The 22,867-nt window shown below is 67.2% G+C and carries 30 protein-coding genes; 15 read left to right on the top strand and 15 right to left on the bottom strand.

Annotation, left to right across the window (positions count from 1 at the left end; translation table 11 throughout):
- Positions 1 to 36: 36 nt before the first annotated feature.
- Genes AC1RNQ_RS02595 through AC1RNQ_RS02575 form a run of 5 tightly spaced genes read left to right on the top strand, consistent with a single transcriptional unit; the run spans position 37 to position 3,543 of the window.
- The gene (locus AC1RNQ_RS02595) at positions 37 to 591 is read left to right on the top strand and encodes a copper chaperone PCu(A)C (RefSeq protein ID WP_493168685.1); all 555 of its coding nucleotides are present in this window, start codon (positions 37 to 39) and stop codon (positions 589 to 591) included.
- Between the two features lie 7 nt (positions 592 to 598).
- Positions 599 to 1,096, top strand: a complete 498-nt coding sequence (locus AC1RNQ_RS02590; protein WP_493168684.1) for a vgr related protein — start codon at positions 599 to 601, stop codon at positions 1,094 to 1,096.
- A complete protein-coding gene (locus tag AC1RNQ_RS02585; RefSeq protein ID WP_493168682.1) occupies positions 1,093 to 1,665 on the top strand; it encodes a hypothetical protein in 573 nt (190 codons plus the stop codon). Before AC1RNQ_RS02590 ends, AC1RNQ_RS02585 begins: the two co-directional genes overlap by 4 nt.
- Before the next feature lie 35 nt (positions 1,666 to 1,700).
- A complete protein-coding gene (locus tag AC1RNQ_RS02580; RefSeq protein WP_493168681.1) occupies positions 1,701 to 2,144 on the top strand; it encodes a PH domain-containing protein in 444 nt (147 codons plus the stop codon).
- Between the two features lie 46 nt (positions 2,145 to 2,190).
- Positions 2,191 to 3,543 carry a DNA recombination protein RmuC gene (locus AC1RNQ_RS02575; protein ID WP_493168680.1) on the top strand — a complete coding sequence of 451 codons (1,353 nt, stop codon included), beginning with the start codon at positions 2,191 to 2,193 and terminating at the stop codon, positions 3,541 to 3,543.
- A 227-nt stretch (positions 3,544 to 3,770) separates the two neighbouring features.
- Here AC1RNQ_RS02575 and AC1RNQ_RS02570 read toward each other — a convergent pair whose 3' ends face one another.
- From AC1RNQ_RS02570 to AC1RNQ_RS02535, 8 genes are all read right to left on the bottom strand, one after another.
- Positions 3,771 to 4,478 (bottom strand): META domain-containing protein, encoded by a 708-nt coding sequence (locus tag AC1RNQ_RS02570; RefSeq protein ID WP_493168678.1) that lies wholly within the window; start codon positions 4,476 to 4,478, stop codon positions 3,771 to 3,773.
- Positions 4,479 to 4,653: 175 nt separating this feature from the next.
- A complete protein-coding gene (locus tag AC1RNQ_RS02565) occupies positions 4,654 to 5,475 on the bottom strand; it encodes a TrmH family RNA methyltransferase (RefSeq protein ID WP_493168677.1) in 822 nt (273 codons plus the stop codon).
- A 4-nt stretch (positions 5,476 to 5,479) separates the two neighbouring features.
- Entirely contained in the window at positions 5,480 to 5,758 is a 279-nt protein-coding gene (locus tag AC1RNQ_RS02560) for an HPr family phosphocarrier protein (RefSeq protein WP_179493804.1), read from the bottom strand.
- On the bottom strand, positions 5,755 to 6,183 hold the full coding sequence (locus tag AC1RNQ_RS02555) for a PTS sugar transporter subunit IIA (protein WP_493168676.1): 429 nt from the start codon (positions 6,181 to 6,183) through the stop codon (positions 5,755 to 5,757). The genes AC1RNQ_RS02560 and AC1RNQ_RS02555 overlap by 4 nt, the downstream gene beginning before the upstream one ends.
- Positions 6,184 to 6,196: 13 nt before the next feature.
- Positions 6,197 to 7,135, bottom strand: a complete 939-nt coding sequence (rapZ, locus tag AC1RNQ_RS02550) for an RNase adapter RapZ (RefSeq protein WP_493168674.1) — start codon at positions 7,133 to 7,135, stop codon at positions 6,197 to 6,199.
- Entirely contained in the window at positions 7,132 to 7,590 is a 459-nt protein-coding gene (locus AC1RNQ_RS02545; protein WP_493168673.1) for an HPr kinase/phosphorylase, read from the bottom strand. The genes rapZ and AC1RNQ_RS02545 overlap by 4 nt, the downstream gene beginning before the upstream one ends.
- A gap of 206 nt (positions 7,591 to 7,796) precedes the next feature.
- Complete coding sequence (locus AC1RNQ_RS02540) at positions 7,797 to 9,410, bottom strand: sensor histidine kinase (RefSeq protein ID WP_493168672.1); 1,614 nt, start codon at positions 9,408 to 9,410, stop codon at positions 7,797 to 7,799.
- Positions 9,376 to 10,086 (bottom strand): response regulator, encoded by a 711-nt coding sequence (locus tag AC1RNQ_RS02535; protein WP_493168670.1) that lies wholly within the window; start codon positions 10,084 to 10,086, stop codon positions 9,376 to 9,378. Before AC1RNQ_RS02535 ends, AC1RNQ_RS02540 begins: the two co-directional genes overlap by 35 nt.
- 276 nt (positions 10,087 to 10,362) lie before the next feature.
- Between AC1RNQ_RS02535 and AC1RNQ_RS02530 the strand changes: the two genes are divergently transcribed.
- On the top strand, positions 10,363 to 11,964 hold the full coding sequence (locus AC1RNQ_RS02530; RefSeq protein WP_493168668.1) for a phosphoenolpyruvate carboxykinase: 1,602 nt from the start codon (positions 10,363 to 10,365) through the stop codon (positions 11,962 to 11,964).
- 49 nt (positions 11,965 to 12,013) lie between these two features.
- Positions 12,014 to 12,463, top strand: a complete 450-nt coding sequence (locus AC1RNQ_RS02525) for a hypothetical protein (protein WP_493168667.1) — start codon at positions 12,014 to 12,016, stop codon at positions 12,461 to 12,463.
- On the opposite strand, the gene AC1RNQ_RS02520 is transcribed toward AC1RNQ_RS02525, so the two are convergent.
- From AC1RNQ_RS02520 to AC1RNQ_RS02510, 3 genes are all read right to left on the bottom strand, one after another.
- Positions 12,460 to 13,383, bottom strand: coding sequence for a DUF2268 domain-containing putative Zn-dependent protease (locus tag AC1RNQ_RS02520; RefSeq protein WP_493168665.1), 924 nt, complete (start codon positions 13,381 to 13,383; stop codon positions 12,460 to 12,462). The genes AC1RNQ_RS02525 and AC1RNQ_RS02520 overlap by 4 nt on opposite strands.
- Positions 13,383 to 15,236, bottom strand: a complete 1,854-nt coding sequence (locus tag AC1RNQ_RS02515) for a DUF885 domain-containing protein (RefSeq protein ID WP_493168664.1) — start codon at positions 15,234 to 15,236, stop codon at positions 13,383 to 13,385. The genes AC1RNQ_RS02520 and AC1RNQ_RS02515 overlap by 1 nt, the downstream gene beginning before the upstream one ends.
- Positions 15,237 to 15,463: 227 nt before the next feature.
- A complete protein-coding gene (locus AC1RNQ_RS02510; protein WP_493168662.1) occupies positions 15,464 to 15,859 on the bottom strand; it encodes a DUF3597 domain-containing protein in 396 nt (131 codons plus the stop codon).
- 168 nt (positions 15,860 to 16,027) lie between these two features.
- Between AC1RNQ_RS02510 and AC1RNQ_RS02505 the strand changes: the two genes are divergently transcribed.
- Positions 16,028 to 16,630 (top strand): DUF937 domain-containing protein, encoded by a 603-nt coding sequence (locus tag AC1RNQ_RS02505; RefSeq protein ID WP_493168660.1) that lies wholly within the window; start codon positions 16,028 to 16,030, stop codon positions 16,628 to 16,630.
- A 148-nt stretch (positions 16,631 to 16,778) separates the two neighbouring features.
- On the opposite strand, the gene AC1RNQ_RS02500 is transcribed toward AC1RNQ_RS02505, so the two are convergent.
- The 3 genes from AC1RNQ_RS02500 to rplU form a co-directional block, all read right to left on the bottom strand.
- A complete protein-coding gene (locus AC1RNQ_RS02500; RefSeq protein WP_493168659.1) occupies positions 16,779 to 17,384 on the bottom strand; it encodes a GNAT family N-acetyltransferase in 606 nt (201 codons plus the stop codon).
- Positions 17,385 to 17,623: 239 nt separating this feature from the next.
- Complete coding sequence (rpmA, locus tag AC1RNQ_RS02495; protein ID WP_493168658.1) at positions 17,624 to 17,893, bottom strand: 50S ribosomal protein L27; 270 nt, start codon at positions 17,891 to 17,893, stop codon at positions 17,624 to 17,626.
- A 43-nt stretch (positions 17,894 to 17,936) separates the two neighbouring features.
- Positions 17,937 to 18,437: a 50S ribosomal protein L21 gene (gene rplU, locus AC1RNQ_RS02490; RefSeq protein ID WP_493168656.1), complete on the bottom strand. Its 501-nt coding sequence runs from the start codon at positions 18,435 to 18,437 to the stop codon at positions 17,937 to 17,939.
- 227 nt (positions 18,438 to 18,664) lie between these two features.
- Here rplU and AC1RNQ_RS02485 point away from each other — a divergent pair, with 227 nt between their 5' ends.
- Positions 18,665 to 19,186: a hypothetical protein gene (locus AC1RNQ_RS02485; RefSeq protein ID WP_493168655.1), complete on the top strand. Its 522-nt coding sequence runs from the start codon at positions 18,665 to 18,667 to the stop codon at positions 19,184 to 19,186.
- A 203-nt stretch (positions 19,187 to 19,389) separates the two neighbouring features.
- Here the strand turns inward: AC1RNQ_RS02485 and pspF are convergent, their stop codons facing one another.
- Positions 19,390 to 20,421, bottom strand: a complete 1,032-nt coding sequence (gene pspF, locus AC1RNQ_RS02480) for a phage shock protein operon transcriptional activator (protein ID WP_493168654.1) — start codon at positions 20,419 to 20,421, stop codon at positions 19,390 to 19,392.
- A 173-nt stretch (positions 20,422 to 20,594) separates the two neighbouring features.
- Between pspF and AC1RNQ_RS02475 the strand changes: the two genes are divergently transcribed.
- The 6 genes from AC1RNQ_RS02475 (at position 20,595) to AC1RNQ_RS02450 (ending at position 22,858) form a co-directional block, all read left to right on the top strand.
- Positions 20,595 to 20,768, top strand: coding sequence for a hypothetical protein (locus tag AC1RNQ_RS02475; protein ID WP_493168653.1), 174 nt, complete (start codon positions 20,595 to 20,597; stop codon positions 20,766 to 20,768).
- A 99-nt stretch (positions 20,769 to 20,867) separates the two neighbouring features.
- Positions 20,868 to 21,530, top strand: coding sequence for a phage shock protein PspA (pspA, locus tag AC1RNQ_RS02470; protein ID WP_493168651.1), 663 nt, complete (start codon positions 20,868 to 20,870; stop codon positions 21,528 to 21,530).
- A 12-nt stretch (positions 21,531 to 21,542) separates the two neighbouring features.
- On the top strand, positions 21,543 to 21,815 hold the full coding sequence (gene pspB / locus AC1RNQ_RS02465; protein ID WP_058807398.1) for an envelope stress response membrane protein PspB: 273 nt from the start codon (positions 21,543 to 21,545) through the stop codon (positions 21,813 to 21,815).
- A 1-nt stretch (position 21,816) separates the two neighbouring features.
- Positions 21,817 to 22,197: an envelope stress response membrane protein PspC gene (gene pspC, locus AC1RNQ_RS02460; RefSeq protein WP_493168649.1), complete on the top strand. Its 381-nt coding sequence runs from the start codon at positions 21,817 to 21,819 to the stop codon at positions 22,195 to 22,197.
- Positions 22,198 to 22,229: 32 nt separating this feature from the next.
- On the top strand, positions 22,230 to 22,529 hold the full coding sequence (locus AC1RNQ_RS02455; protein ID WP_493168648.1) for a hypothetical protein: 300 nt from the start codon (positions 22,230 to 22,232) through the stop codon (positions 22,527 to 22,529).
- Positions 22,530 to 22,540: 11 nt separating this feature from the next.
- Positions 22,541 to 22,858 (top strand): hypothetical protein, encoded by a 318-nt coding sequence (locus AC1RNQ_RS02450; protein ID WP_493168647.1) that lies wholly within the window; start codon positions 22,541 to 22,543, stop codon positions 22,856 to 22,858.
- Positions 22,859 to 22,867: the final 9 nt, after the last annotated feature.

Here is a 22,867-nt window from a genome sequence, read left to right as displayed (position 1 = left end):
AACAGGAAAATCACGCCTTTTACGGAGACTGATGCCATGAAGCCCTTCGCCTCCCGCCTGTTCCTCGGCGCCGCGCTCGCCGGGACCGCACTGTCACTGACCGCATGCGAGGAAAACCTGGGCAAGGGCCAGCCGCTCAACGTCGTCAGCGGCCATATCGTGATGGGCGCGACCCCCGACCGCCCCGCCGTCGGCTATTTCCGCGTCGAGGGCGGCCCGGTGCCGGTCGAACTGGTCGCGGTGACCGCCGACCTCGCGCAGCGCGTCGAGATGCACGAAAGCGTCAAGGAAAATGGCGTGGTGACGATGAAGCCGCTGTTCCGCGCCGATGTCCCCGCCAAGGGCGAGCTGATCTTCAAGCAGGGGGGCAAGCATCTGATGATCTGGAACATCAACCCCGCCGCGGTGCGCGCGGGCAAGCTGCCGATGGCCTTCGTCTTCACCAACAACAACAATGAGCGCATCCTGTTCGACATGCCGATCAAGCAGGCGTCGGCCGCGGGCGCCGACGGCAGCGCCGCGACCGCGCCCGCCGCGATGGACCATGCCGCGATGGGGCATGGTGAGCCGGCGGACGCGGCGAAGAAATAAGCCGGATATGGCGAGGGGCGGGGATCGCGAGGGGCGCCGGCTGACCGAAGGCGAGGTTGCGCTCGCGCGGAGCGTCTTCGGCGATGCGATCGACTATGAAGCGGTGCGCGTGCGCCGCCGCAAATGGGTCTTCTTCCAGCCGCGGCAGATCGTGATGGCGCCGATGGGGCATCTGCACTTCCACCCGAAGGGCGACGTCTATTGCGACGATTTTTCCTGCCCCGCGAAGGACGAGCTGCAAGCCAAGGGGCTGTTTATCCACGAAATGACGCATGTGTGGCAGGCGCAGCAGCGCGGCCGCTGGTACCTCGTCCTGATGCGCCACCCCTTCGCGACCTATGACTACAGCCTCAAGCCCGGCTGGCCGCTCTACCGCTACGGGCTCGAACAGCAGGCCGAGATCGTGCGCCATTACTGGATGCTCAAGGAAGGCATGACGATAGGCGGCGCGGCCGACCTCGCCGCCTATCGTGCGATCCTGCCCGCCGAATGGAAGGCCGCATGAGCGATTTCGAGTTCGTCTTCGCGCTCTACAGCCTGCTGCTCGGCCTCTCGATGGTCGAGCTGCTCGGCGGGCTAGGGCGTGCGATCGAGGCGCGTTTCGCGGCCGAGGCGACAAGCGCGCGGTTCACGATCGGCTGGCTGACCCCGCTGCTCGCGGTCTTCGTGATGCTCGACCTCCTGTCCTTCTGGAGCGCGGCGTGGGTCGCGCGCGATGATATCGCGGTGTCGAACACCACGCTGATGGCGGTCGCCGCCTTCGCGAGCCTCTATTTCCTCGCCGCGCGGCTGGTCTTCCCTTCGCACCCCGAGGGTTTTGCCGATCTCGACGTCCATTATTTCCGCATCCGGCGGATCGTCCTCGGGCTGCTGCTCGTCCTGCTCGCCGCGCAGCTCGGCTATTATCTCGCGCAGCCCGACCTCGCCGCCAATCTGGCGCGCCCGCTCGCGTGGATCATGACGCTGGTGCTCGTCGCGCTGATGGTCGCGGCGATGTGGGTCAGGAGCCCGCGGTGGAGCGCCGCGCTGCTCGCCGCGCTGGTCGCGCGCTATGTGGTGATTTACCTGCTATAGGTCTTTCGCCAGAGTTTTGAGCCTAGGAGAATGCGATGCCCGAAATCCTCGACCGCTTCCGTTCCTCGACCTGGGGGTGGCTGCGCGGCACCTTGCTCGGCTGGCTGACGCTGGCGCTCTGCCTCGTCGGGGTGGGCTTGATCATCATCGCGGCGATCTGGGTCCACAATCTGATGGTCACCTACGAGCTGACCGAGGACCGGCTGATCCTGCGCAAGGGGATTTTCGTGAAGAGCATCGACGAGGTCGAACTCTACCGCGTCAAGGACATCCGGCTCGATTTCACTTTGGTCAACCAATGGGCAGGGATCGGCACGATCAGCGTCGATTCCTCCGACGAGACGACGCGGAGCGGCGCGCTGGTCATGCCCTATATCGAGCGCGCGGCCGAACGGCGCGAGGAGCTGCGCCGGCTGGTCGATGCCGCGCGGCAGAAGCGCCGCGTGCGCGAACTCGACGTCGCGAGCGATCTGCTCTGATTTTTGCGGCTAGCCAAGGCGGCGCTGTTCGTCCTATGTTCCACGCATGGACATGCTGTCGCTTCTGCTCGCCCTTGCCGCCCTCGCCATCGGGGCGTTGATCGGCTGGCTCTTCGCGGGGCGGCAGGCGGGGGCCCTCAAGGCCGAGCGCGACGGGCTCGCCGAGCGGTTCAAGACCGCGGTGACCGATCTCGCGGCCGAGGCCGAGGCGCGCAAGGCGGCAGACCTGCAACTCGCAGGGCTGGTCAGCGAACAGCGCGCGCGCGACGAAGCGCATGAGGCGCAGATCGCGCAGCTCAAGGACGCGCAGGCGGCGCTGACTGCCCAGTTTCGCGAGGTCGGCCAGACGATGCTCGGCGAGGCGCAAAGGGCGTTCCTCGAACGCGCCGACGCGCGCTTCAAGGAAAGCGAGACGACAGCGGGGCAGAATCTGAAGGCGTTGCTCCAGCCGGTACACGAGCGGCTGGAAAAATATGAAGTCGAGGTGCGCAAGGTCGAGATCGAACGCCAGAGCGCTTTCGGCCTGCTCCACGGCCAGATCGAATCGATGCGCGCAGGCACCGAACGCGTGTCGAGCGAAGCGGCGAAGCTGGTCAACGCGCTGCGCAACGCCCCCAAGGCGCGCGGGCGCTGGGGCGAGCAGCAACTCCGCAACGTGCTCGAAAGCTGCGGGCTCAGTGAACATGCCGATTTCCAGACCGAGGTCAGCGTCGCCGATGGCGACGGCGGCCGGCTGCGCCCCGACGTCGTCGTGCGCGTGCCCGGCGGGCAGAATCTCGTGATCGACGCCAAGGTTTCGCTCAACGCCTATCAGGACGCGTTCGGCGCGGTCGACGAGAGCGACAAGGCGGCGCATCTCGCCGCGCACGCCGCGGCGATGAAGGCGCATGTCAACGCGCTCGGCGCCAAAAGTTACTGGAACCAGTTCGACGATACCCCCGACTATGTCGTGATGTTCGTCCCCGGCGAGCATTTCCTCGCCGCCGCGCTCGACCATGACGCCGGCCTCTGGGACTATGCCTTCGACCGCAAGGTGCTGCTCGCGACCCCGACCAACCTCATTGCGATCGCGCGCACCGTCGCGGCGGTGTGGCGGCAGGAAAAGCTCGCGGGACAGGCGCACGAGATCGCGGCGCTCGGCAAGGAACTCTACGCGCGCATGTCGGTGATGGGCGGACATATCGCGCGCGTCGGCAAGAATCTCGACCAGGCTACGGGGGCGTATAATGCCTTCGTCGGCAGCTTCGAATCGCAGGTGCTGACGCAGGCACGGCGCTTCGAGGCGCTCGATATCGAGACCGGCGACAAGGAGATTCCGGCGCTGCCGGTGGCCGAACAATCGGCGCGCCCGCTGGCGAAGCTCGCGAGCGCCCCGGCGGCGGTCAACGACGGGGAATAATTCCCGTCATCCCCGCGGAGGGCCCGGAGAGGCGCGCGACTCTCCAAGCGATCCAGCTTTTTCCTTCTTTGCGTTCCTTGCGCCTTTGCGTGAGATAAATTTGAATCACGCAAAGGCGCAAAGAACGCAAAGGTCTTGGGTTCAGCCGTCGGCGCCGATCAGCAAGCGAAGCAAGAAGGCTGGATTCCCGCTTTCGCGGGAATGACGATATGGGATGTGCAGGCCTCTTAGATCGCCCGCTTCAGCACCGCCGTGCGCCCCTCGGCGCCGGTCAGGATCAGCGTGCCGTCGCTCGGGAAGTCCAGGCTCACCGGCCCGCGCATCAGCGCGAAGAAGGCGTTCTCCTGCGTCATGCCCGGCCCGGGGCACGCCATTTCGGTCGCCGTCAGCGGCCCCGCGGTCAGCGTGCCGCCCTCGCGTTCATAGCTGCCCGAAAAGCGGTTGCACCCCGCGCTGCCGCTGAGCCTCCCGGCTTCGAAGACCAGCGACGTCGGCCGATCCTTCGCGACCGCGACGCCGCCGATCGACACGAAGTTCCAGTTGGTGCCCGCGAGTTCGGTGGGCGGCAATATGCCGCCGCCGCAGCCCTTCACCGTCTTGCCGTCGGCGGTCAGCGTCACTTGATCGCGGTAGCGGCGGTCGCTCATCCCGTCGCTGCACTCGCCGTGCGTGATGTCGACCGTCAGCCGCGGCGTGACGTAGCGCTCGCCGTTGAACGCGGGCCGCGCGCCGGGGTTGGGGACGAGGATCTTGGTGTCGCCATAGTCGCCGTCGTAGTTGAGCAGCCCGGGACTGATCTCGAGCGTCCAGCCGGGCTCGGTGCCGAGCGCGAAATAGCTCGCCGCGGGCGGCGTTCCGGAAGCCTGCGGCGCCTCCGCGGTGGGCACGCAGGCGGCGAGGGTTAGGGGCAGGGCCAGCGCAATAAATCGGACCATCGAACCAACTCCTGACTTCGTCATGCCGAACTCGTTTCAGCATCCATGGTCGACCTTCTCGTTCAGCGCGGCGCTTGCGGAGGGCTCTGGCCATGGACCCTGAAACGAGTTCAGGGTGACGAGGTTTCCTGGGGCACTGTTACTATGCGATGTCGAATGTCGCGTCGCTGAACGGCTAGCCCCGCCGCCGCTGGTTCAGCACCTCATAGGCCATCACCGCCGCCGCGACCGCGGCGTTCAGGCTGTCGGCCTTGCCCATCATCGGCATCTTCACGCGGACGTCGGCCGCCGCAGCACAGGCCTCGGGCATGCCCTGCGATTCGTTGCCCACGAGCACGAAGGTCGGCGCGGCATAAGCCACCGCCTGATAATCGACCGTGTCCTCGCCCAGCCAGGTTGCGACCAACTGCCCCGGGCCGCCGCGCAGCCAGGGCAGGAAATCATCCCATTCGGCCTGCACCAGCTTTTGCGTGAAGATCGCCCCCATGCTCGCGCGCACCGCCTCGACACCATAGGGATCGGTGCTCTCGCCGAGCAGGATCAGCCCGCCCGCGCCGACCGCGTCGCCGGTGCGCAGCATCGTGCCGAGATTGCCCGGGTCGCGCAGCCGCTCGGCGACGAGCCAGATCGGCGCCGCGTCGCGGTCGAGGTCGGCGAGCGCGGTCCGCGGCTCGGCGTAAATGGCGACGATCGCCTGCGCATTCTCCTTGCCCGACAGCTTCGAGAGGATCGCGGGCGTGGTGTCGATCACCTCGCCGCCCGCTGCCAGCGTCGCCGCCACGAGCGCCTGCGCCAGCGGATGCGCGGCGCCCTCTTCGGCGAGGAACAGCCATTTCGGCAGCTCCCCCGCCTCGCGCGCTTCGGTCGCGATGCGCAGCCCTTCGGCGAGGAACAACCCCTCGGCGCGGCGATGCCGCTTTTCGCGCAGCATCCGCATCCGCTTGACCAGCGGGTTGGAAAAACTCTCGATGCGTGACCGGCGGCCCGTCGGGGTCATGCCGTCAATCCTCGCCAAAGCTGTCCTTGACCAGCCCGACCAGCTTGAGCAGCGCCGCGTCGGCGCCGTCGCCGCGCGTGTGGATCGTGATCGAATCGCCCTTCGCCGCGCCGAGCATCATCAGCCCCATGATCGAGGTGCCGTTGACCCGCGATCCGCCTTTTTCGACCTCGACCGACACGCTTTCGGGCAGGCGGCTGACGAAGGTCACGAATTTGGCGCTTGCGCGCGCGTGGAGGCCGCGCTGGTTGGTGATCTCGACCGTCTCGCTGATTTCGCTCATGGACCCACCCCCAGCATTTCGGACGCGACGGAGATATATTTCTGCCCCGCCTCTTTCGCGGCGATCACCGCCGGGCGAAGTTCCATGGTCTTGCGCGCGCTTTCGAGGCGAATCAGCATCGGCAGATTGACCCCCGCGATCACTTCGGTGCGCCCGGGTTCGAGCAGGCTGATCGCCAGGTTCGACGGCGTGCCGCCGAACAGGTCGGTCAGCATGATCACCCCGCGGCCTTCGTCGACCTTGCGGATCGCATCGGCGATTTCCTTGCGCCGCATCTCCATATTGTCGTTGGGGCCGATGCACACCGTCGCGATCGCGCGCTGCGGGCCGACGACATGCTCCATCGCGGTCACCATTTCCTCGGCCAGCCGTCCATGCGTGACGAGCACCATTCCAAGAAGCGGCAATGCCTTGTCCGTGCCCATGCAGTCGAAACCCTTATGCTTGTTTGCCGCCGGTTGCGGGAGACGCGGACGGGGGCCTGCCCTCAAGCCCATCTTGCGGGGCGGAGTCAAGGTTGCGGTGGGTCACCGTCGGTGCATGGCCCGCCGAGCGTAGCGTGGCGGCAACACGTTCGGCGACATGGACCGAGCGGTGGCGCCCGCCGGTGCAGCCAAAGGCAATGGTGACATAGCTCTTCCCCTCGGCGCGGTAGCGCGGGAGGAGGGCGAGGAGCAGCTCCTCGATCTGCGCCACCGTCGCCGCATAGGCGGGGTCGGCCATGACATAGGCCGCGACGTCGGGGTCGAGCCCGGTGCCGGGCTTGAGCTTGGGGTCCCAATGCGGATTGCGCAGGTAGCGCATGTCGAACACCAGGTCGGCGTTGCGCGGCAGCCCGCGTGCGAAACCGAAGCTCAGCACGCTCAGCACCGGTTCGTCGGTCCCCGCCTCGCCGAAGCGCTGGCGTACCTCCTGCTGCAGGTCGTTGCTCGAATAATTGGTGGTGTCGATAACATGCTGCGCCCAGCGGCGGAGCGGCTCCATCGTCTCGCGCTCGCGCGCGATGCCGTCGGCGGCGGGGCGGTCCTCGGCCATCGGGTGGCGGCGGCGCGTCTCGGAGAAGCGGCGTTCGAGCTCGGCACCGGCGCAGTCGAGGAAGAGCGTGTCGATGTCGCGCCCGCCCGCCTCGCGCAGTTCCTTCATCCGCTTGACGAGCGGCGCGGGTTTGAAACCTCTACTACGACTGTCGATCCCGATCGCGAGCGGACGCGCCTCGCGCCCCGGCCCCGCGGGCGCCGCGAGCAGCGCGTCGAGCAGCGCGGGGGGCAGGTTGTCGACGACCTCCCAGCCGAGGTCCTCGAGCACTTTAAGCACCGTCGACTTGCCCGCGCCCGACAGGCCGGTGACGAGCAGCAGGCGCTGGCCCTCGTCGCTCATGCCGTGCTGCCCGGCCGGTCGCCAAGTCGATCGAGCGCCATCAGCACCTTGATCGGCGCCGACGCCTCGAACCCCGCGAGCAGCAGCGCGGGCAGCGCGTGCCCCGCGACACTCTCGCTCTGGCCCGCGGGGGGCATGCGCTCGGGGCGCTCGGTCAGCCGCACCGCCAGCGCGAGCGGGACCGGCGCGGTGAAGGGCTGGTCGACGATGCCGATGCCGCGCACCTCCATCTTGCCCGCCAGATTCGCCGGCGGGCGGCACCACAGGCGCCCGCGGTCGAACCAGATGTCGCAGCGGTCGTCGGCGACCAGCCGCGCGCCGCGGTCGATCAGGCGGAGCGCGAGGTCCGATTTGCCCTGTCCCGACGCGCCGAGAATCACGATGCCGCGGCTACCCGCCGCAACGCAGCTGGCGTGGATATTGACGATATCGAGTGCGGTCCGGCGCGGCAGCATGGCGCTCAGGCTTACCGGCGTGTCAGCGGCGGGGCAAGGTGATTGGGGACCAGATCCTCCCCATCGCGAAGGCATGGGGAGGGGGACCGCGCCCGCAGGGCGTGGTGGAGGGGTCGAAAGGTCGCACCGACGCCTGACGGCGTCGACCCCTCCGTCAGCGCTTCGCGCTGCCACCTCCCCATTGCTGCGCAAAGGGGAGGATCGGATCAAGGCGCCTCGCCATTCCCCTCCGCCGCCGGCAAGGTGATCAGCAGGCTCGCCCCCGGCTGGCCGTCGTCGCGGTCGCGCGCGGCGATATGGCCGTTGTGGCCCTCGACGATCGTGCGTGCGATCGCGAGGCCCAGCCCGCTGTGGCGGCCGAAGGCGCCCTCGGGGCGTTCGCTGTGGAAACGCCGGAAAATGGCGTCGCGCTGCGCGGGTTCGATGCCGGGGCCGTCATCGTCGACCCCGATATGGACGTCGCTGCCCAGCCGCGTCGCGCGCACGCAGACGAGCCCGCCGGGGGGCGAGAAGCTGATCGCATTGTCGATGACATTGTCGATCACACGTTCCAGCCGGTGGCCGTCGCCCATGACCATCGTCGTGCCCTTGCGCGGGCGCGCGAAGGCGATGCGCGGCTGCGGCGGGTCGCTACCCTCCGCCCGCGCCGCCCGCGCCGCGAGCATCGATTCGATCATCAGCCCGACGTCGACCGGCTCGAAACTGGTGCGCGACAATTGCGCGTCGATGCGGCTCGCGTCGCTGATGTCGGTGACCAGCCGGTCGAGCCGCCGGACATCCTCGTCGGCGATGGCGAGCAGCTGCGCGCGCTGCTCGTCGGTCTTGACGCGCCCCAGCCCCTCGATCGCCGAGCGCACCGACGCGATCGGATTCTTGAGCTCGTGCGTCACGTCGGCGGCGAAATGCTCGCCGGCGTCGATGCGTTCGCGCAGCGCCTGCGTCATGTCGCTCAATGCGCGGGCGAGCGTGCCGATCTCGTCGCGGCGGCTGGGCAGGCGCGGCACGACGACCTCGCGCGCGCGCCCCAGTCGCACGCGCACCGCGGCGCGCGCGAGCTTGCGCAGCGGCCGCACGATCGTGCGCGCGAGGAAGAGCGACAGCAGCACCGAGGCGAGCAGCACGATCGCGACGACCACCGCGAGGCGGAAGCGCTCGGCGCGCACCGTGCGCGTGATGTCGCGCGCATTGAGCGTCATCAGCATCACCTGCGGCGTGTCGAGGTCGACGACGCGCGTCGCGGTGAGCAGGGGCGTGCGTTCGGGGGCGTAGCGGAAACGCGTCGTGCCCGTGCCGCTCTTCAGCGTCTGGGTGACCTCGGGCCAGGCGGCAGCGCGGTCGACCTCGGGCTCCTCGAAATCGGGATAATTGGGCGCGCCGACGATCCAGTCGATGCCGCGGTCCATCGCGCGCGCGGCGTCGCGCTTCCACGGCTGGATAGTGGGGTCGCGCAGCGTATAGGTCGGCGGCCCATGCTCGAAACTGTCGTAGCTGCGCGCGCCGCCCGTCGCATAGAAGCGCAGCCGCGACGCGGTCGCGCGGGTGAAGGCGTCGATCAGCCGCTGGCGCTGGTCGGGGCGCGCGGCCTCGAGCGCGTCGTCGAGCATCGCGAGCTGCTCCTCCATCACCCCGATGCGCGTGTCGACCAGCCGGCTGCGATAGGTGTCGAGATAGAAGAAGCCGCCCGCGAGCAGCGCGATCGCGACGATGTTGACCGCCAGGATGCGCGTGGTCAGCGACCAGCGCGCCGACCAGACCAGCGGCTGGTCCTCGGCGTCGCGCGCGGGATCAGCCTTCGTCGGCAAAACGGTAGCCCGCCCCATAGAGCGTCGCGATCGCGTCGAAATCGGGATCGACTTCGCGGAACTTGCGCCTGAGCCGCTTGATGTGGCTGTCGATGGTGCGGTCGTCGATATAGACATCGTCCTGATAGGCGGCGTCCATCAGCTGGTTGCGGCTGCGCACGATGCCCGGGCGGCCCGCCAGCGTTTCGAGGATCAGGAATTCGGTGACGGTCAGCGTGACGTCCTTGCCGTCCCATTCGACCTTGTGCCGCGCGGGGTCCATGCGCAGGCGCCCGCGGGTGATCGGGTCGGCGACGGGTTCGTCCTCGGCGCCCGGCGCATTTTTGTTGAGCTCGACGCGGCGCAGGATCGCACGGATGCGCGCGATCACTAAGCGCTGGGAGAAAGGCTTGGCGATATAATCGTCGGCGCCCATCGCGAGGCCCAGCGCCTCGTCGATCTCGTCGTCCTTGCTGGTCAGGAAGATGACGGGCAGCTGGCTTTTTTCGCGGAGGCGCCGCAGCAGTTCGAGCCCGTCCATGCGCGGCATCTTCACGTCGAACACCGCGAGGTCGGGCGGATTGTCGATCAGCGGCTTCAGCGCCGCCTCGCCGTCCGAATAGACGCGCGTGACGAAGCCCTCGGCCTGGAGCGCGATCGATAAAGATTGCAGGATGTTGCGGTCGTCGTCGACCAGCGCGATGGTTGCCGTCATGCTCTTTCCATATGGGCGGGCTGCCCGGCAACTAGCCGATCCGCCGCCCGGTCACAACATCGCGCGCTTGATACCGGTTCCCTTACGGCGCGCGCCGCACCCGCACGCCCACCGGCCTTTAATCTTTTGACCTCATCCTGTAACCTCGCTAACGCGACCCCGATTTCGGAATCGACGTGACGTCGGCACCCATGCAGATGCGGGCCCAGCGCTTTCGCTTGGCAGTCGTTGCATAGGTATGCAGAATGGGCACGGGATATGGGAAAGGCCAAGGCAATGACGGATGTGGTGATCGGTTCGACGACCGTGAAAACGGCGGCGGAAGTGGCCGAAAACTGGGGCACGCCGCAGCTGATCGAGGAAGCGGTCCGCCAGGGCGAAGGCCGACTCGCCAAGGACGGCCCGCTCGTCGTCGCGACCGGCAAGCACACCGGCCGCAGCGCCAGGGACAAATTCATCGTCCAGGACGACGAGACTCGCGACACCATCTGGTGGGGCAAGACCAATGTCCCGATGACCCCCGATCATTTCGCCGTGCTCAAGGCCGATTTCCTCGCGCACCTTGCCGAGCGTCCGCGCCTCTATCGCCAGCAGCTGTTCGGCGGCTCGCAGGGCGAGCACCGCGTCGCGGTGCAGGTCGTCACCGAATTCGCCTGGCACAGCCAGTTCATCCGCACCTTGCTCTGCCGCCCCACCGCGGCGGAGCTGGCGGCGTTCGCGGCCGAATATACGATCATCGACCTGCCGAGCTTCCGCGCCGACCCGGCGAAGCACGGCACGCGCACCGAGACGGTGATTGCGGTCAATTTCAGCGAAAAGCTGATCCTGATCGGCGGCACGCAGTACGCGGGCGAGATGAAGAAGTCGGTGTTCGGCATCCTGAACTATTTGCTCCCGGTAAAGGGCGTGATGCCGATGCACTGCTCGGCAAACATCGGTCCGGACGGCGACACCGCGGTCTTCTTCGGGCTCAGCGGCACGGGCAAGACGACGCTGTCGGCCGACGCCTCGCGCACGCTGATCGGCGACGACGAACATGGCTGGTCGGACACCGCGGTCTTCAATTTCGAGGGCGGCTGCTACGCCAAGATGATCCGCCTCTCGCCCGAGGCCGAGCCGGAGATTTACGCGACCACCAAGCGCTTCGGCACGGTGCTCGAAAATGTCGTGATGGATGCCGAGACGCGTGAACTCGATTTCGACGACGCGAGCCTCGCCGAGAACAGCCGCGGCAGCTATCCGATCGACTTCATTCCGAACACCTCGGAACAGAATATGGGCCCGGTGCCGCAGACGGTGATCATGCTCACCGCCGATGCCTATGGCGTGCTGCCCCCGATCGCGAAGCTGACCCCCGACCAGGCGATGTATCATTTCCTCTCGGGCTATACCGCGCGCGTCGCGGGTACCGAGATCGGCGTGACCGAGCCCGAGGCGACCTTCTCGACCTGCTTCGGCGCGCCCTTCATGCCGCGCCACCCGTCGGTCTATGGCAACCTCCTCAAGGAACGCATCGCCAAGGGCGGGGTCCAGTGCTGGCTGGTCAACACCGGCTGGACCGGCGGCATGGCGACGATGGACGGCATCAAGCGCATGCCGATCAAGGCCACGCGCGCGCTGCTCAACGCCGCGCTCGACGGCAGCCTGAACGACGCCGAATTCCGCAAGGACCCCAATTTCGGCTTCCAGGTTCCCGTCGCGGTGCCCGGCGTCGATTCGGGCCTGCTCGACCCGCGCGAAGCCTGGGCCGACAAGGCGGCCTATGACCGCACCGCGCAAACGCTGGTCGGCCAATTCATCGACAATTTCGCGCAATTTGCGGAGCATGTCGACGAAGGCGTCCGCCAGGCCGCGCCGCAGGCGGCCGTCGCGGCATAATTGACCCGGATCTCTTCCGGGTGCTCATTCACCCGGAAGGACCGGACCGATGACCACCGAATATTCGCCGCGCCTGTTCGCAGGCGACCATGAAATCCGCGCGATCGGCGAGGGCCTGCTCGCGCGCACCCTGCCGCGCGAGGCGTGGACGCACGAAGCGCACCTCGGCGCCTGTCTCTGGCTGCTCAGCGAGCACTGCGACGTGGACGTCGATGCTGAGATCGCGGGCGTAATCAGCCGCTACAACGAGAGCGTCGGCGGCGTGAACGACGACACGCAGGGCTACCACGACAGCATCACCCACGCCTATGTCGCGGGGGTGCGGCGCTTCCTGTCGGAGACCGAAGAGACGAGGCTCGCTGCGCGCGTCAACGCGATGCTGCTGTCCGACGTCGGCCGCCGCGACTGGCCCTTGCGCTTCTACAGCCGCGAGCTGCTGTTCTCGGTGGAGGCGCGGCGGGGGTTTGTGGAGCCCGACCTGATGCCCTTGCCGGCCTAGAGCGTCATCCCCGGCACCCAGCCGCTTTCGGCGAGGAAGGCGGCCGGGTCCTTCATCTCGATGATCGCGCGGATCGCCGCGGCTTTGTCGGCCGACCGCGCATAATGCGCCTTGGCGACGCGATAGCCGACCCAATAGCCAAGGTCGCCCGGCCAGCCGTCGCTGCCCTGCTGATTGTACAGCCAGCGCGACCCGTTCGCCTTGCCGTCCTTTTCGGCGAGGAAGGCGGTCTCGAGTTCCATTTCGCGCCCCGCTGCCCAGGCGTGCAGGACGGGATAGGCGACCGCCCCGGTCATCTGCTCGGCGACGAACTCGGCCGCGCCTTCGACGAGTGCGGCGTGGAGCACGGTGTCGTCGGGGCTCTCGACCTGCGCCAGCGGCTGCTGGGCGTGGACATATTCATGTGCGATGACATGCACGAACCGGTCTTCGTCGTCGGCTTCCATGAACCGGGCCATGCAGAGCGTTTCGAGCCCGATGTAGAGTCCTTTGGCGTTCGCGGTTCCTGCCGTCGTTCCGCGCCCGATCGCGATGGTGATCGGCGGGAATTTGGCCGCGGGGTAAAGCGCCGCGAGCCGGTCGGTCGCTGCGACGAGGCGGGCGCGGACATTGCCGAGCTTCGCCGCGCAGCCGCGCGCATCGCTGTACAACTGCGGCTTGTCGCGGAGCGCCGTCGCCAGCCGCTCGGGCGTGATGCGGCGCAGCGCCATGAATTCGACGAGCCCGGGCGACGGTTCGGCAAGATAGCGCGCGGCCAGTATGTCGGGCTGCGTCGCGATCACCGGATCGTCGTAGAGCGCGAAGAAACGGTCGACATCGGAGGTGACGATATCGACGCGCGCCGGGCTGTCCGACGCGCGGCCGGCACCGCTCGCGAGCAACAGCGCCGGCAGCGCTGCCAGCGCGGCGAGGCGGCGCATTACCCCTTCGCCCCCGCGACATATTCGGCGACATTCAGCGCCAGCACGTCGAGCGGCACGTTGCCACCCTTGACCACGACGTCGTCGAAATCCCTGAGGTCGTATTTCGCGCCCAGCGCCTTTTGCGCCAGCCCGCGCTGGCGGACGATCTCGCTGTGTCCGACCTTGTAGCCGCACGCCTGCCCGGCCCAGCTGCAATAGCGGTCGACCTCGCTCGCGACCTCAAGCGGGTTCGAGCCATTCTCCCTGACAAAATATTCGACCCCCTGCTCGCGCGTCCAGCGCTTGGCGTGGAGGCCGGTGTCGACCACCAGGCGGCACGCACGAAAGGCGAGCGACTGGAGATAGCCGAGCCGCCCGACCTCGAAATCGTCGTAGAGGCCGAGCTCGTCGGCGAGTTGCTCTGCGTACAAAGCCCAGCCTTCGCTATAGGCGTTGAACGCCAGCATCGTGCGGATCAGCGGCATCGCATGCGCATATTCGCCCTGCCACGCGTGCCCCGGGATCGCCTCGTGCATCGTCAGGTCGGGGAGCGAATATTTGCTGTGCAGTTCGGTGGTGCGCAAATTGATCCAGAAGCGCCCCGGGATGCTGCCGTCGATCGACCCCGCGCCGCCATAGGCCGCGGGCGCGCCGGGCTCCTCGGCGAGCGGCAAGCGCTTCACCTCGACATTGCCCTTCACCAGCGTGCGGAAGGCGCGCGGCAGCTCGGCGCGGATCTTGCCGAGCCAGGTCTGGATGTAAGCGACGATCTCGGCGCGCCCCGCGTCGTTATCGGGGAATTTATATTTGGGGTCCTTGGCGAGAGCGTTCATCCGGTCGCCGACCGAACCGTCGGTGTAGCCGATCTTGCGCAGGATCGGGTCCATCTGGCCGTGCAGCGCGGCAAGTTCCTCGCGCCCCATCATATGGACCTCGTCGGGGGTCATGCGCGTCGTGGTGCTCGCGCGCAGCCCCCAGGCATACCATTCGTCGCCGCCCGGCCGCGCCCATAGGCCCGCGTCCATCGTCGCTTTGGGACGCTGCGCTTTCAACTCGGTGAGCTGGCGTTCGAGCGCCGCGGCGACGGGCCCCTGGACGATCTTCGCCGAACGCGCCCCCCAGTCGCCCGCGATCTTCGCCTCGCCCGCGCGGCGGACGAGGCTTTCGACCATCGACCCACCCGCCTTGGCATCGGTCAGGCTCGCCTCCATCTGCTTGACCGCCTTGTCGATCAGGAAGGCGGGGGCGATCAGCCCCGTGCCGCCCGCGGCCTTGAGCCGCTCGGTCTCGCCGTCGAGCACGCCGGGAAAGGCGCCCAGGCGCGACAGATAGGCCTCGGCGTCGGCGGCGCTCTTCACCGGATGGTCGCTGTCGAGGAATTTAGGGATGTCGAGATAGGCGCCGACATTCTGGATCACGACATAGGGCGTGTTGCGCCAGCCGCCGACCGCGACGTCGCCATAGGGCAAAGCGAAGCCGTCGAGCGCGACGCTGTAGGCGCTGTCGACCACCGCCAGGCTGGTGCGCGTCTTATGGTCGAGCCCGGTCTTGTCGAAGGCGCGGACGCGCGCGACGTCGGTCTTCAGCGTTTGGGCGAGCGCCTGCATCCCCGCCGCCGAACGGTCGCCGAGCTTGCCGCGTTCGGCGGCGCGCGCGCCGGTATCGATGCCGAGCGAGGTCGCACCCTCGGGCGACTGTGCCAGCAGATTGTCGGCGATCGACTGGAGCAGCGTGTCGGCGGGGCTGGTGCGGGTCCCCGTGACGATCGTCTCGGCGGCCGCGGTGCCGGCAACGGCGAGGCTTGCGGTCCCCGCGCCGAGCGCGGCGAGCGTCTGGCGGCGGCTCAGGGGGGTGGAAAGCGGATTGGACACGGGCGGCTCCCTTGCGCGACTTGTTTCTTGTGAAACCTGTCTAGGCAGGTGCGCGCGGCGGTCAACGAAAAGGGGCCGGGGAAAAAGAAAAGCCCCTCCCCTTCAGGGGAGGGGTTGGGGTGGGGTCCATCGGTCTTGCGCAAGGCCGATGGACCCCACCCGCTGCGACCAGGCAGCAAGCTGCCAAGTCTCGCTGCCCTCCCCTAAAGGGGAGGGCAAAATAAGGGTCAGTCGGTGAGGTCGGCGGGCACCGTGCCGCCGTTCGCGGCCAGCTCGCGCATCACCGCCTTGTGCAGCCAGATGTTCATCTCGGCGCTGCCGTCGAGTTCGCCGGTATAGCCGAGCTCGGTCGCGAGCTCCTTGCGGTTGGCGAGGCTCGGGTCGATGTCGAGCAGCTTCATCAGGTCGACGATCGAGGTGCGCCAGTTGAGCTCCTGCCCGGCGTTCGCGGCCTGTGCCGAGAGGATCGCCTCGACATCGACCTCGCTGATCGCGACCGGCGCGGCGGGGACGGGCTGCGGCGCGGCGGGCGCGGCTGTCGTCGCGGGGGCGGCGGGAGCAGGCGTTGCGGCCTCCGCCTTCTTGCCGAAAATCGCGTCCTTGATCTTGCTGAAAATACCCATCGTTATGCTCCCACATTGATGCGGCGGTGCGGAGTCGCACGGCCACAGACTAAGCTTGGGCACCGGGAGATGACAGCTCAATGAACGGCTCGTCCCCCGCCCGCGCGCTGCTATGATAACGCCCATCGGCGCCTTTCGATCCCTGCGCCGCAGTGGGAGCATAACATCATGAATCTGACCGATATCTTGGGCCAGGCCGGCGGCATCGAATCGATGGCCAAGGACCTCGGCATTCCCCCCGCACTCGCCAAGCAGGGCGCCGAGGCGCTGCTCCCCGCGATCCTCGGCGGCTTCAAGAAACAGGCGCAGGCGAGCGGCGGGGGCGCCGCCGGACTAGAGGGGCTGGGCGGGCTGCTCGGCCAGCTCGGCGGCGGCGGACTGCTCGACGCGGTGCTCGGTCCGCAGCCGACCCCGGTCGAGCAGGGCAACGACGTGCTCGGCCAGATTTTCGGCACCAAGGACGTCAGCCGCAGCGTCGCGGGCGATGCCGCGGCGAAGACCGGCATCGACGCCGGCACGCTCAAGAAGATGCTGCCGATCCTCGCGATGCTCGTCGCGGGCTATATGGCGAAGCAGGGCGGCAGTGAAGGCGGCGGCGGGCTGGGCGGCATGCTCGGCAATGTGCTCGGCGGCGCGATGGGCGGCGGCGCGGCGCCCGCGGCGGGCAGCGGCGGCGGCGCGCTGGGTGGCCTCGGCAGCCTGCTCGACCTGGACGGCGACGGCAACCCGCTCGACGACATCATCGGCATGGCGGGCAAATTGAGGGGGTAGATCAGGCTTTCCCCTCCCTTCCAGGGAGGGGTTAGGGGTGGGTGCGAGCGTAGCGAGCCTCGGCTCTATCCCGCGTACCCACCCCCGCTACGACTAGGCAGCAAGCTGCCAAGTCTTCGCACCCCTCCCTTTCAGGGAGGGGAGGTCATCACGCCGCCAGCAGCCGCAGCTCCTGGCGAAAATCCTCTTCCACCCCGATGCGGTCGCGCATCGGGGTGACGGCGCCGTCGTCGCTATCGCCTTCTTCGAACAGCGCGCACTCGGCTTCGCCGCCGCGCGCGAGGCTGAAGCGCTTCGCCACCTGCCCGGTCGGCCGGAAACCCAGCTTGCGCAGCACCGCGCCCGACGCCGGATTGTCGAGGAAATGGCCCGCCGAAAGCTTGGGCAGCTGCATCGCGCGCGCGATGCGCACCAGCTGGCGTCCCGCCTCGGTCGCGAAACCCAGCCCCCAATAGGGGCGCGCGATCCAGTAACCCATTTCGAGCGGACCCCCAGGATTGTCGGCGGGACTTGGCGAAATGCCGCAGCCGCCGACGAGGCGCGGCGCGCCGCCGGTGCGGCTGAAGATCAGGAAGCGCGGCTCGGCCGGGTTGATCGGCTTGGCGAGGAACTCCATCGCCTGCGCCTCATGATAGGGCCAAGGCGCGGTCGCGAGGTTGCGAACCACGCTCTCCTCGCCGATCGCCTTCGCCAGCGCGGGGGCATCTTCGATCCAGCCCGGCCGCAGCAACAGTCTTTCGGTACGCGCGAACATGTTTCTTCACTCCCAATTGCCTGTCGCCGTGGCGCCAGATGGTGACGCTTTGACGACAGTCCAGATGCGAGGGAGATGATCGGCCCGATTTTCGCGTCCGTTTGCCAAGTGATGGATAACGGGCAAGAAAAAAGGGAGACCGGGGGTGACCCGTCTCCCTCTTTTCGAACCTGGTTTCCGCTTGTGGCGGAAAGGACAGCTCCGGGTCATCCCTGGGGACGACCCTTTGGCGATCGTCCTTATTCGGCGGCTTCGGCCATCATGTCGACCGAGACATATTTGCGGCCGAGCTTGCCGTCGTGGAATCGCACACGGCCCTCGGCGGTGGCGAACAGGGTATGGTCCTTGCCCATGCCGACGTTGACGCCCGGGTACACCTTGGTCCCGCGCTGGCGCACGATAATATTGCCGCCGATCACTTCCTGACCACCGAACTTCTTCACGCCAAGGCGACGGCCGGCTGAGTCGCGACCGTTGCGCGAAGAACCGCCTGCTTTCTTATGTGCCATGACTGATGCTCCTTAATTCTTGGGCCGAGCCGCGGGTACGCGCTCAGGCTTCCTTCTTGGGGGCTGCCTTCTTGGCAGCGGGCTTCTTGGCGGGCGCTTCGGCAGCGGCTTCGGTCTTCGGAGCAGCGGCCTTCTTGGGCGCGGCTTCCTTCTTCGGAGCTTCCGGGGCCGGTGCAGCCTTGGCTTCGACGGCCGGAGCAGCCTCTTCCTTCGGCGCGGCTTCCTTCTTCGGCGCGGCCTTTTTGGCTTCGCCGACGGCGAGGATACGCAGCAGCGTCAGCGACTGGCGGTGGCCATTGCGGCGGCGATAATTGTGCCGACGGCGCTTCTTGAACACGATGACCTTTTCGCCGCGCGTCTGCGCGATGATCTCGGCCGAGACGGTGAGGCCCTTGGCATCCTTCACCTCGCCGCCGTCGCCGGCCAGCAGGATGTCGCCCAGCGACACGGTGTCACCGGCTTCACCCTCGATCTTCTCGACGGCGATCTTGTCTCCAGCGGCGACGCGATACTGCTTGCCGCCCGTGCGCACGATTGCGAACATGGTCTTCCATCCAATCAAAAAACTAAATCACCCGCGCACCAGTCACCTGCCGAAGCAGGCGATTTTTCCGGCATGCGGGAAAGTCAGGCCCACTAGCGAGCGCGGGCCGCGCTGTCAACCGCATATTTCCGTGCTTTTGCGGCTTTTTGCGGCTTGCGTTCGATTCGCCCCTTGCTGTCCGATTCGGCGCTTGCCGCCTTCGCCGCGCGCCCATATCAGGGACGGTAATGAAGCGCATCGCCCTTTTGCTGCCCGCGGCCCTTGCTGCCTCGCTGTCGCTGACGGCTTGCGCCGCCGCGCAAAATAGCGCCGCGCCGTCGCTCGCCAAGCGTCCGGTCGAGGGGCGGCTCAACGTCGCGCCGCCTGCGGTCGTCGTGCCGCCGCCGGGGCCGCTTCCCGCTGATCTCGCGGGGCGCCTCGCGCGCTGGGACGCCGATGGCAGCGCCGCGCAGCAGGCCTTCGCCGCCGAGCGCGATCCGACGGTCGCAATGGTCAATGCCGCCGCGGGCGCGTCGGTCGCCAGCGAGGCCTGGGTCGTCGCGCAGCAGGCGATCTCGCGCCTCGTCGCCGCGCGCGCGCCGATCACCGCGGCGCTCGCCGACATCGACCGGCTCTATGTCGAACGCACCACCGACGAAGCGATCGACGGCCTGCCCGACATCTACGCGCTGCGCGAGCGGCTGGCCGAGACGGTGTCGGCGCAGGATGCGGTGATCGAGGCGCTGAGCCGGCAGTTGCCGGGGGAGTAAGTCTGACAATCGAGATAAAATCCCTCCTCCCCCTTGATGGGGGAGGCAGCGAGACTTGCGAACTTGTTCGCTAGTCGCAGCGGTGGGGGTGCAGTCTCGGCCTGAAGCGTCGGTGCAAGGGCGCACCGTCACCCCCATCCAACTTCGCCTAATCGCTTCGCGATAAGGCTCCGTATCCTTCCCCCATCGAGGGGGAAGGGGGTTCAGTTCAACCCATGCTTCTTCAGCGCATGGCGAATCTGGTCGTAACTCAGCCCCAGCGCCTCGGCCGCGATCTTCTGGTTGAAGCGGCAGCGCGCCATGGTGTCGGACAGGATCTGCTTTTCATAGGCATCGACCGTCGCGCGCAGGTCGCTCACCGATCCCGAGGGCGGGGCAGCGAGCATGGGCGCCTCGGCCGACGCCCCCGTCGGAGCCGCGGTCGGTTCGACCTTGGCGGCGGGTTTTCGCACCGCCGGCTGCCACGGGCTGGCGAACGGATCGAAGCTCAGCGCATCGACGGGCTTCGCCGGATCGGCCCAGCGATAGATGGCGCGCTCGATCACGTTCCTGAGCTCGCGGACATTGCCCGGCCAGTCGTGCCCCTCCATCGCGGCGAGCGCGCGCGGACCGAAGCCCGGCCATTCGTCCCAGCCGAGCACTGCCGCCATGCGCGTCCCGAAATAGGTCGCGAGCACTTCGATATCGCCCTCGCGCGCGCGCAGCGGGGGCAGGGTGATGACCTCGAACGACAGCCGGTCGAGCAGGTCGGCCCTGAACCGGTTGTCGTCGACCAGCGCGGGCAGATGTTCGTTGGTCGCCGCGACGATGCGCACGTCGACGCGGATCGGGCGCGACGAGCCCACGCGCGTGACCTCGCCATATTCGACCGCGCGCAGCAGCCGCTCCTGCGCGCCCATCGACATCGTCGCCAGTTCGTCGAGGAAGAGCGTGCCGCCGTCGGCCTCCTCGAAGCGCCCCGCGCGCGTCCGCGTCGCGCCGGTGAAGGCGCCTGCCTCGTGCCCGAACAATTCCGACTCGATCAAGGTCTCGGGCATCGCGGCGCAGTTCATGATCACATAGGGACGGTCCCAGCGCGTCGACAGGCGATGCAGGCGCTCGGCGATCAACTCCTTCCCGGTGCCGCGCTCGCCGATGATCAGGACCGGCCGGTCGAGCGACGCCGCGAGGCTGGCGCGTTCTACCGCGTCCTGGAAGGTGGCCGATTGACCGATGAACTGCGTTTCGCGCTCCATTCCCAATGATTGGCAAATTTTCCCGCTGATTGGCAAGGGAAATTGTCAGGGGGATGCAATTCGGTGTGAAGTTGCGCTGTTTTCAGCCGATTCCGGCAATTGGCACGCCCCCTGCATAGTGTCTTGCGAACCGGCGCAACTCGCACCGGTGCAGCGAAAAAGGGACGGACGACATGAAGACGATTTTTGCCCAGGCCACCACCTTCGCGCTCAGCGCGACCGGCGCTCTGGCGATCCTCGTCGGCGTGATCGACCAGCCCAAAGTCGCCTTCGACATCGCCGCTTCCCCGGGCGGGATGGCGCTGGCGGCCGCTGCAGCCACCCCGGCGGTCGGCCAAATGGCTTGACCGGCACTGGTGCCGGGGCACTCTCCCCCCTTGCCCCGCCCCGGCACCAGCATTTTTAAACAAGACAAGGTCTCAAATATTTCGTCAGGAGTTAGTCAAATGGGTATTTTTTCACGCACCCGCGACATCATCGCCGCCAACGTCACCGACCTGCTCGACCGTGCGGAGGATCCCGAAAAGATGATCCGCCAGATCATCTTCGAGATGAACGAGACGCTCGTCGAAGTCCGCGCTTCCGCCGCCCGCACCATCGCGGACCAGAAGGAAATGCGCCGCCACATCGCCAAGCTCGAAAGCCTGCAGGACAGCTGGAAGGAAAAGGCCGAGCTCGCGCTGTCGAAGGACCGCGAAGACCTCGCCACCGCCGCGCTCGTCGAGAAGCAGAAGGCCGGCGACATGGCCGAGCGGCTGAAGGCCGAGATCGCGGTCCTCGACGAGGCGCTCGCGGGCTATGAAGCCGATATCGCCAAGCTGCAGAAGAAGCTCAGCGAAGCGCGCGCGCGCCAGTCGAGCGTCGTCAACCGCCTCGAAAGTGCCGAGAATCGCTACAAGCTGCGCGAGATGACCAACGGCGACCGCGTCGAGGATGCCTTCTCGCGCTTCGAAATCCTCGAGCGCCGCGTCGACGAGGCCGAAGGCCGTGCCGATGCGCTCGGTCTGGGCTACAAGAAGTCGCTCGACGAAGAGATCGCCGAGCTGCAGTCCGCCGACAAGGTCGCCGACGAACTCGCCGCGCTGAAAGCCGCGCAGGGCAAGAAGTAAGGAGCCGGACCGATGGAAGAAGTGATCATTGTCCCGATCGTCATCGGTACGCTCTTCCTCGGTCTGCCCTGGCTGATCCTCCACTATGTCACCAAGTGGAAGCAGGCCAAGACATTGACCGGAGAAGATGAGCAGTTGCTCGACGAACTCTACGATACGGCTCGCCGGCTCGAGAATCGTCTCCATACTGTGGAACGCATCATCAGCGCCGACCATCCCGATTTCCGCCCCGCGGTTCGCAGCGATGAAGATCTGGCGCAGCTCGAAATGACCAGGAGGAACTGAGATGTCTGCCAGCCGCACCAAATTCTACCTCGACAAGCAGAACGCCAAATGGAGCGGCGTGTGCGCCGGGATCGCCGACTATAGCGGGATCGACGTCCTCTGGGTCCGCGTCGGCGCCGTCCTGCTCACCCTGATGGGCGGCTTCCCCTGGACGCTGATCGCTTACTGGATGGTCGCCTGGATGGGCACGGCCAAGCCCTTCGCGCTCTACGGCTCGAACGAGGAAGCGAAGTTCTGGCAGGGCGTACGCTCGAACCCCGCCGCCTCGACCCGCGACATCCGCTCGCGCTTCCGCGACATCGACCGCCGGCTCGCCGACATCGAACTCTATTACACCAGCCACAACCGTCGGCTCGCCGACGAGATCGACAGCCTGCGCTGACAAGCGGCTGACGGGCAACAGGGAGAAGACACATGAATTTCGGTGGAACCGGTTTCGTCCTCGCCATCATCGCATTGTCGATCGGCGGCTGGATGTTCACCACCTGGATCCGCGCCAAGCATGGCTATCCGGTCGAGAATGAATGGGGCGGCACGGTTCATCGAACCGACCCCGACGCTGATCGAAAAATCAAGCTGTTGACCGACGACAATGCCAAGCTCGCCAGCCAGATCGGCCGGCTCGAAGAACGGATTTCGGTGCTGGAACGCATCGCGACCGAAGAGGGCGGTCAGGCTGCGCAGCTCGCCGACCAGATCGACCGCCTGCGCTGAGGGGAAAATCCATGAATCTCGATCTTCTGAACGCCATTGCCCCCGTCGCCGCGATCGTCGGCCTGGCCGGGGTCGGCGGCTGGGTCTTCACCACTTGGCTCCGCGTCAAGAACGGCTACCCGCTCGAAAACAGCTGGGGCAAAGCGGTCTATCCCAGGACCGGCGACGAGGCGATGGAACGCGTCAAGCTGATCAGCCAGGAAAATGCGCAGCTGCGCGCCGAACTGGGCTCGGTCAAGGACCGGCTCGCGGTGATCGAACGCATCGTCACCGACGAAGGCCATAGGCTGAGCCACGAGATCGAGGCGCTGCGGCACCCCGCGAACTGAGGAGGCTCC

It is taken from the genome of Sphingopyxis sp. GW821-FHT12F08 (assembly GCF_058806755.1).
Note: the sequence above shows the minus strand (reverse complement) of the source record. Positions and strands in the feature narration are given on the sequence as shown.

What these genes read in the sequence shown, in the direction of transcription:
- AC1RNQ_RS02595 (WP_493168685.1), top strand. Translation starts at nt 37, where the DNA reads ATGAAGCCCTTCGCCTCCCGCCTGTTCCTCGGCGCCGCGCTCGCCGGG.
- AC1RNQ_RS02590 (WP_493168684.1), top strand. Translation starts at nt 599, where the DNA reads ATGGCGAGGGGCGGGGATCGCGAGGGGCGCCGGCTGACCGAAGGCGAG.
- AC1RNQ_RS02585 (WP_493168682.1), top strand. Translation starts at nt 1,093, where the DNA reads ATGAGCGATTTCGAGTTCGTCTTCGCGCTCTACAGCCTGCTGCTCGGC.
- AC1RNQ_RS02580 (WP_493168681.1), top strand. Translation starts at nt 1,701, where the DNA reads ATGCCCGAAATCCTCGACCGCTTCCGTTCCTCGACCTGGGGGTGGCTG.
- AC1RNQ_RS02575 (WP_493168680.1), top strand. Translation starts at nt 2,191, where the DNA reads ATGGACATGCTGTCGCTTCTGCTCGCCCTTGCCGCCCTCGCCATCGGG.
- AC1RNQ_RS02570 (WP_493168678.1), bottom strand. Translation starts at nt 4,478, where the DNA reads ATGGTCCGATTTATTGCGCTGGCCCTGCCCCTAACCCTCGCCGCCTGC.
- AC1RNQ_RS02565 (WP_493168677.1), bottom strand. Translation starts at nt 5,475, where the DNA reads ATGACCCCGACGGGCCGCCGGTCACGCATCGAGAGTTTTTCCAACCCG.
- AC1RNQ_RS02560 (WP_179493804.1), bottom strand. Translation starts at nt 5,758, where the DNA reads ATGAGCGAAATCAGCGAGACGGTCGAGATCACCAACCAGCGCGGCCTC.
- AC1RNQ_RS02555 (WP_493168676.1), bottom strand. Translation starts at nt 6,183, where the DNA reads ATGGGCACGGACAAGGCATTGCCGCTTCTTGGAATGGTGCTCGTCACG.
- rapZ (WP_493168674.1), bottom strand. Translation starts at nt 7,135, where the DNA reads ATGAGCGACGAGGGCCAGCGCCTGCTGCTCGTCACCGGCCTGTCGGGC.
- AC1RNQ_RS02545 (WP_493168673.1), bottom strand. Translation starts at nt 7,590, where the DNA reads ATGCTGCCGCGCCGGACCGCACTCGATATCGTCAATATCCACGCCAGC.
- AC1RNQ_RS02540 (WP_493168672.1), bottom strand. Translation starts at nt 9,410, where the DNA reads ATGGGGCGGGCTACCGTTTTGCCGACGAAGGCTGATCCCGCGCGCGAC.
- AC1RNQ_RS02535 (WP_493168670.1), bottom strand. Translation starts at nt 10,086, where the DNA reads ATGACGGCAACCATCGCGCTGGTCGACGACGACCGCAACATCCTGCAA.
- AC1RNQ_RS02530 (WP_493168668.1), top strand. Translation starts at nt 10,363, where the DNA reads ATGACGGATGTGGTGATCGGTTCGACGACCGTGAAAACGGCGGCGGAA.
- AC1RNQ_RS02525 (WP_493168667.1), top strand. Translation starts at nt 12,014, where the DNA reads ATGACCACCGAATATTCGCCGCGCCTGTTCGCAGGCGACCATGAAATC.
- AC1RNQ_RS02520 (WP_493168665.1), bottom strand. Translation starts at nt 13,383, where the DNA reads ATGCGCCGCCTCGCCGCGCTGGCAGCGCTGCCGGCGCTGTTGCTCGCG.
- AC1RNQ_RS02510 (WP_493168662.1), bottom strand. Translation starts at nt 15,859, where the DNA reads ATGGGTATTTTCAGCAAGATCAAGGACGCGATTTTCGGCAAGAAGGCG.
- AC1RNQ_RS02505 (WP_493168660.1), top strand. Translation starts at nt 16,028, where the DNA reads ATGAATCTGACCGATATCTTGGGCCAGGCCGGCGGCATCGAATCGATG.
- AC1RNQ_RS02500 (WP_493168659.1), bottom strand. Translation starts at nt 17,384, where the DNA reads ATGTTCGCGCGTACCGAAAGACTGTTGCTGCGGCCGGGCTGGATCGAA.
- rpmA (WP_493168658.1), bottom strand. Translation starts at nt 17,893, where the DNA reads ATGGCACATAAGAAAGCAGGCGGTTCTTCGCGCAACGGTCGCGACTCA.
- rplU (WP_493168656.1), bottom strand. Translation starts at nt 18,437, where the DNA reads ATGTTCGCAATCGTGCGCACGGGCGGCAAGCAGTATCGCGTCGCCGCT.
- AC1RNQ_RS02485 (WP_493168655.1), top strand. Translation starts at nt 18,665, where the DNA reads ATGAAGCGCATCGCCCTTTTGCTGCCCGCGGCCCTTGCTGCCTCGCTG.
- pspF (WP_493168654.1), bottom strand. Translation starts at nt 20,421, where the DNA reads ATGGAGCGCGAAACGCAGTTCATCGGTCAATCGGCCACCTTCCAGGAC.
- AC1RNQ_RS02475 (WP_493168653.1), top strand. Translation starts at nt 20,595, where the DNA reads ATGAAGACGATTTTTGCCCAGGCCACCACCTTCGCGCTCAGCGCGACC.
- pspA (WP_493168651.1), top strand. Translation starts at nt 20,868, where the DNA reads ATGGGTATTTTTTCACGCACCCGCGACATCATCGCCGCCAACGTCACC.
- pspB (WP_058807398.1), top strand. Translation starts at nt 21,543, where the DNA reads ATGGAAGAAGTGATCATTGTCCCGATCGTCATCGGTACGCTCTTCCTC.
- pspC (WP_493168649.1), top strand. Translation starts at nt 21,817, where the DNA reads ATGTCTGCCAGCCGCACCAAATTCTACCTCGACAAGCAGAACGCCAAA.
- AC1RNQ_RS02455 (WP_493168648.1), top strand. Translation starts at nt 22,230, where the DNA reads ATGAATTTCGGTGGAACCGGTTTCGTCCTCGCCATCATCGCATTGTCG.
- AC1RNQ_RS02450 (WP_493168647.1), top strand. Translation starts at nt 22,541, where the DNA reads ATGAATCTCGATCTTCTGAACGCCATTGCCCCCGTCGCCGCGATCGTC.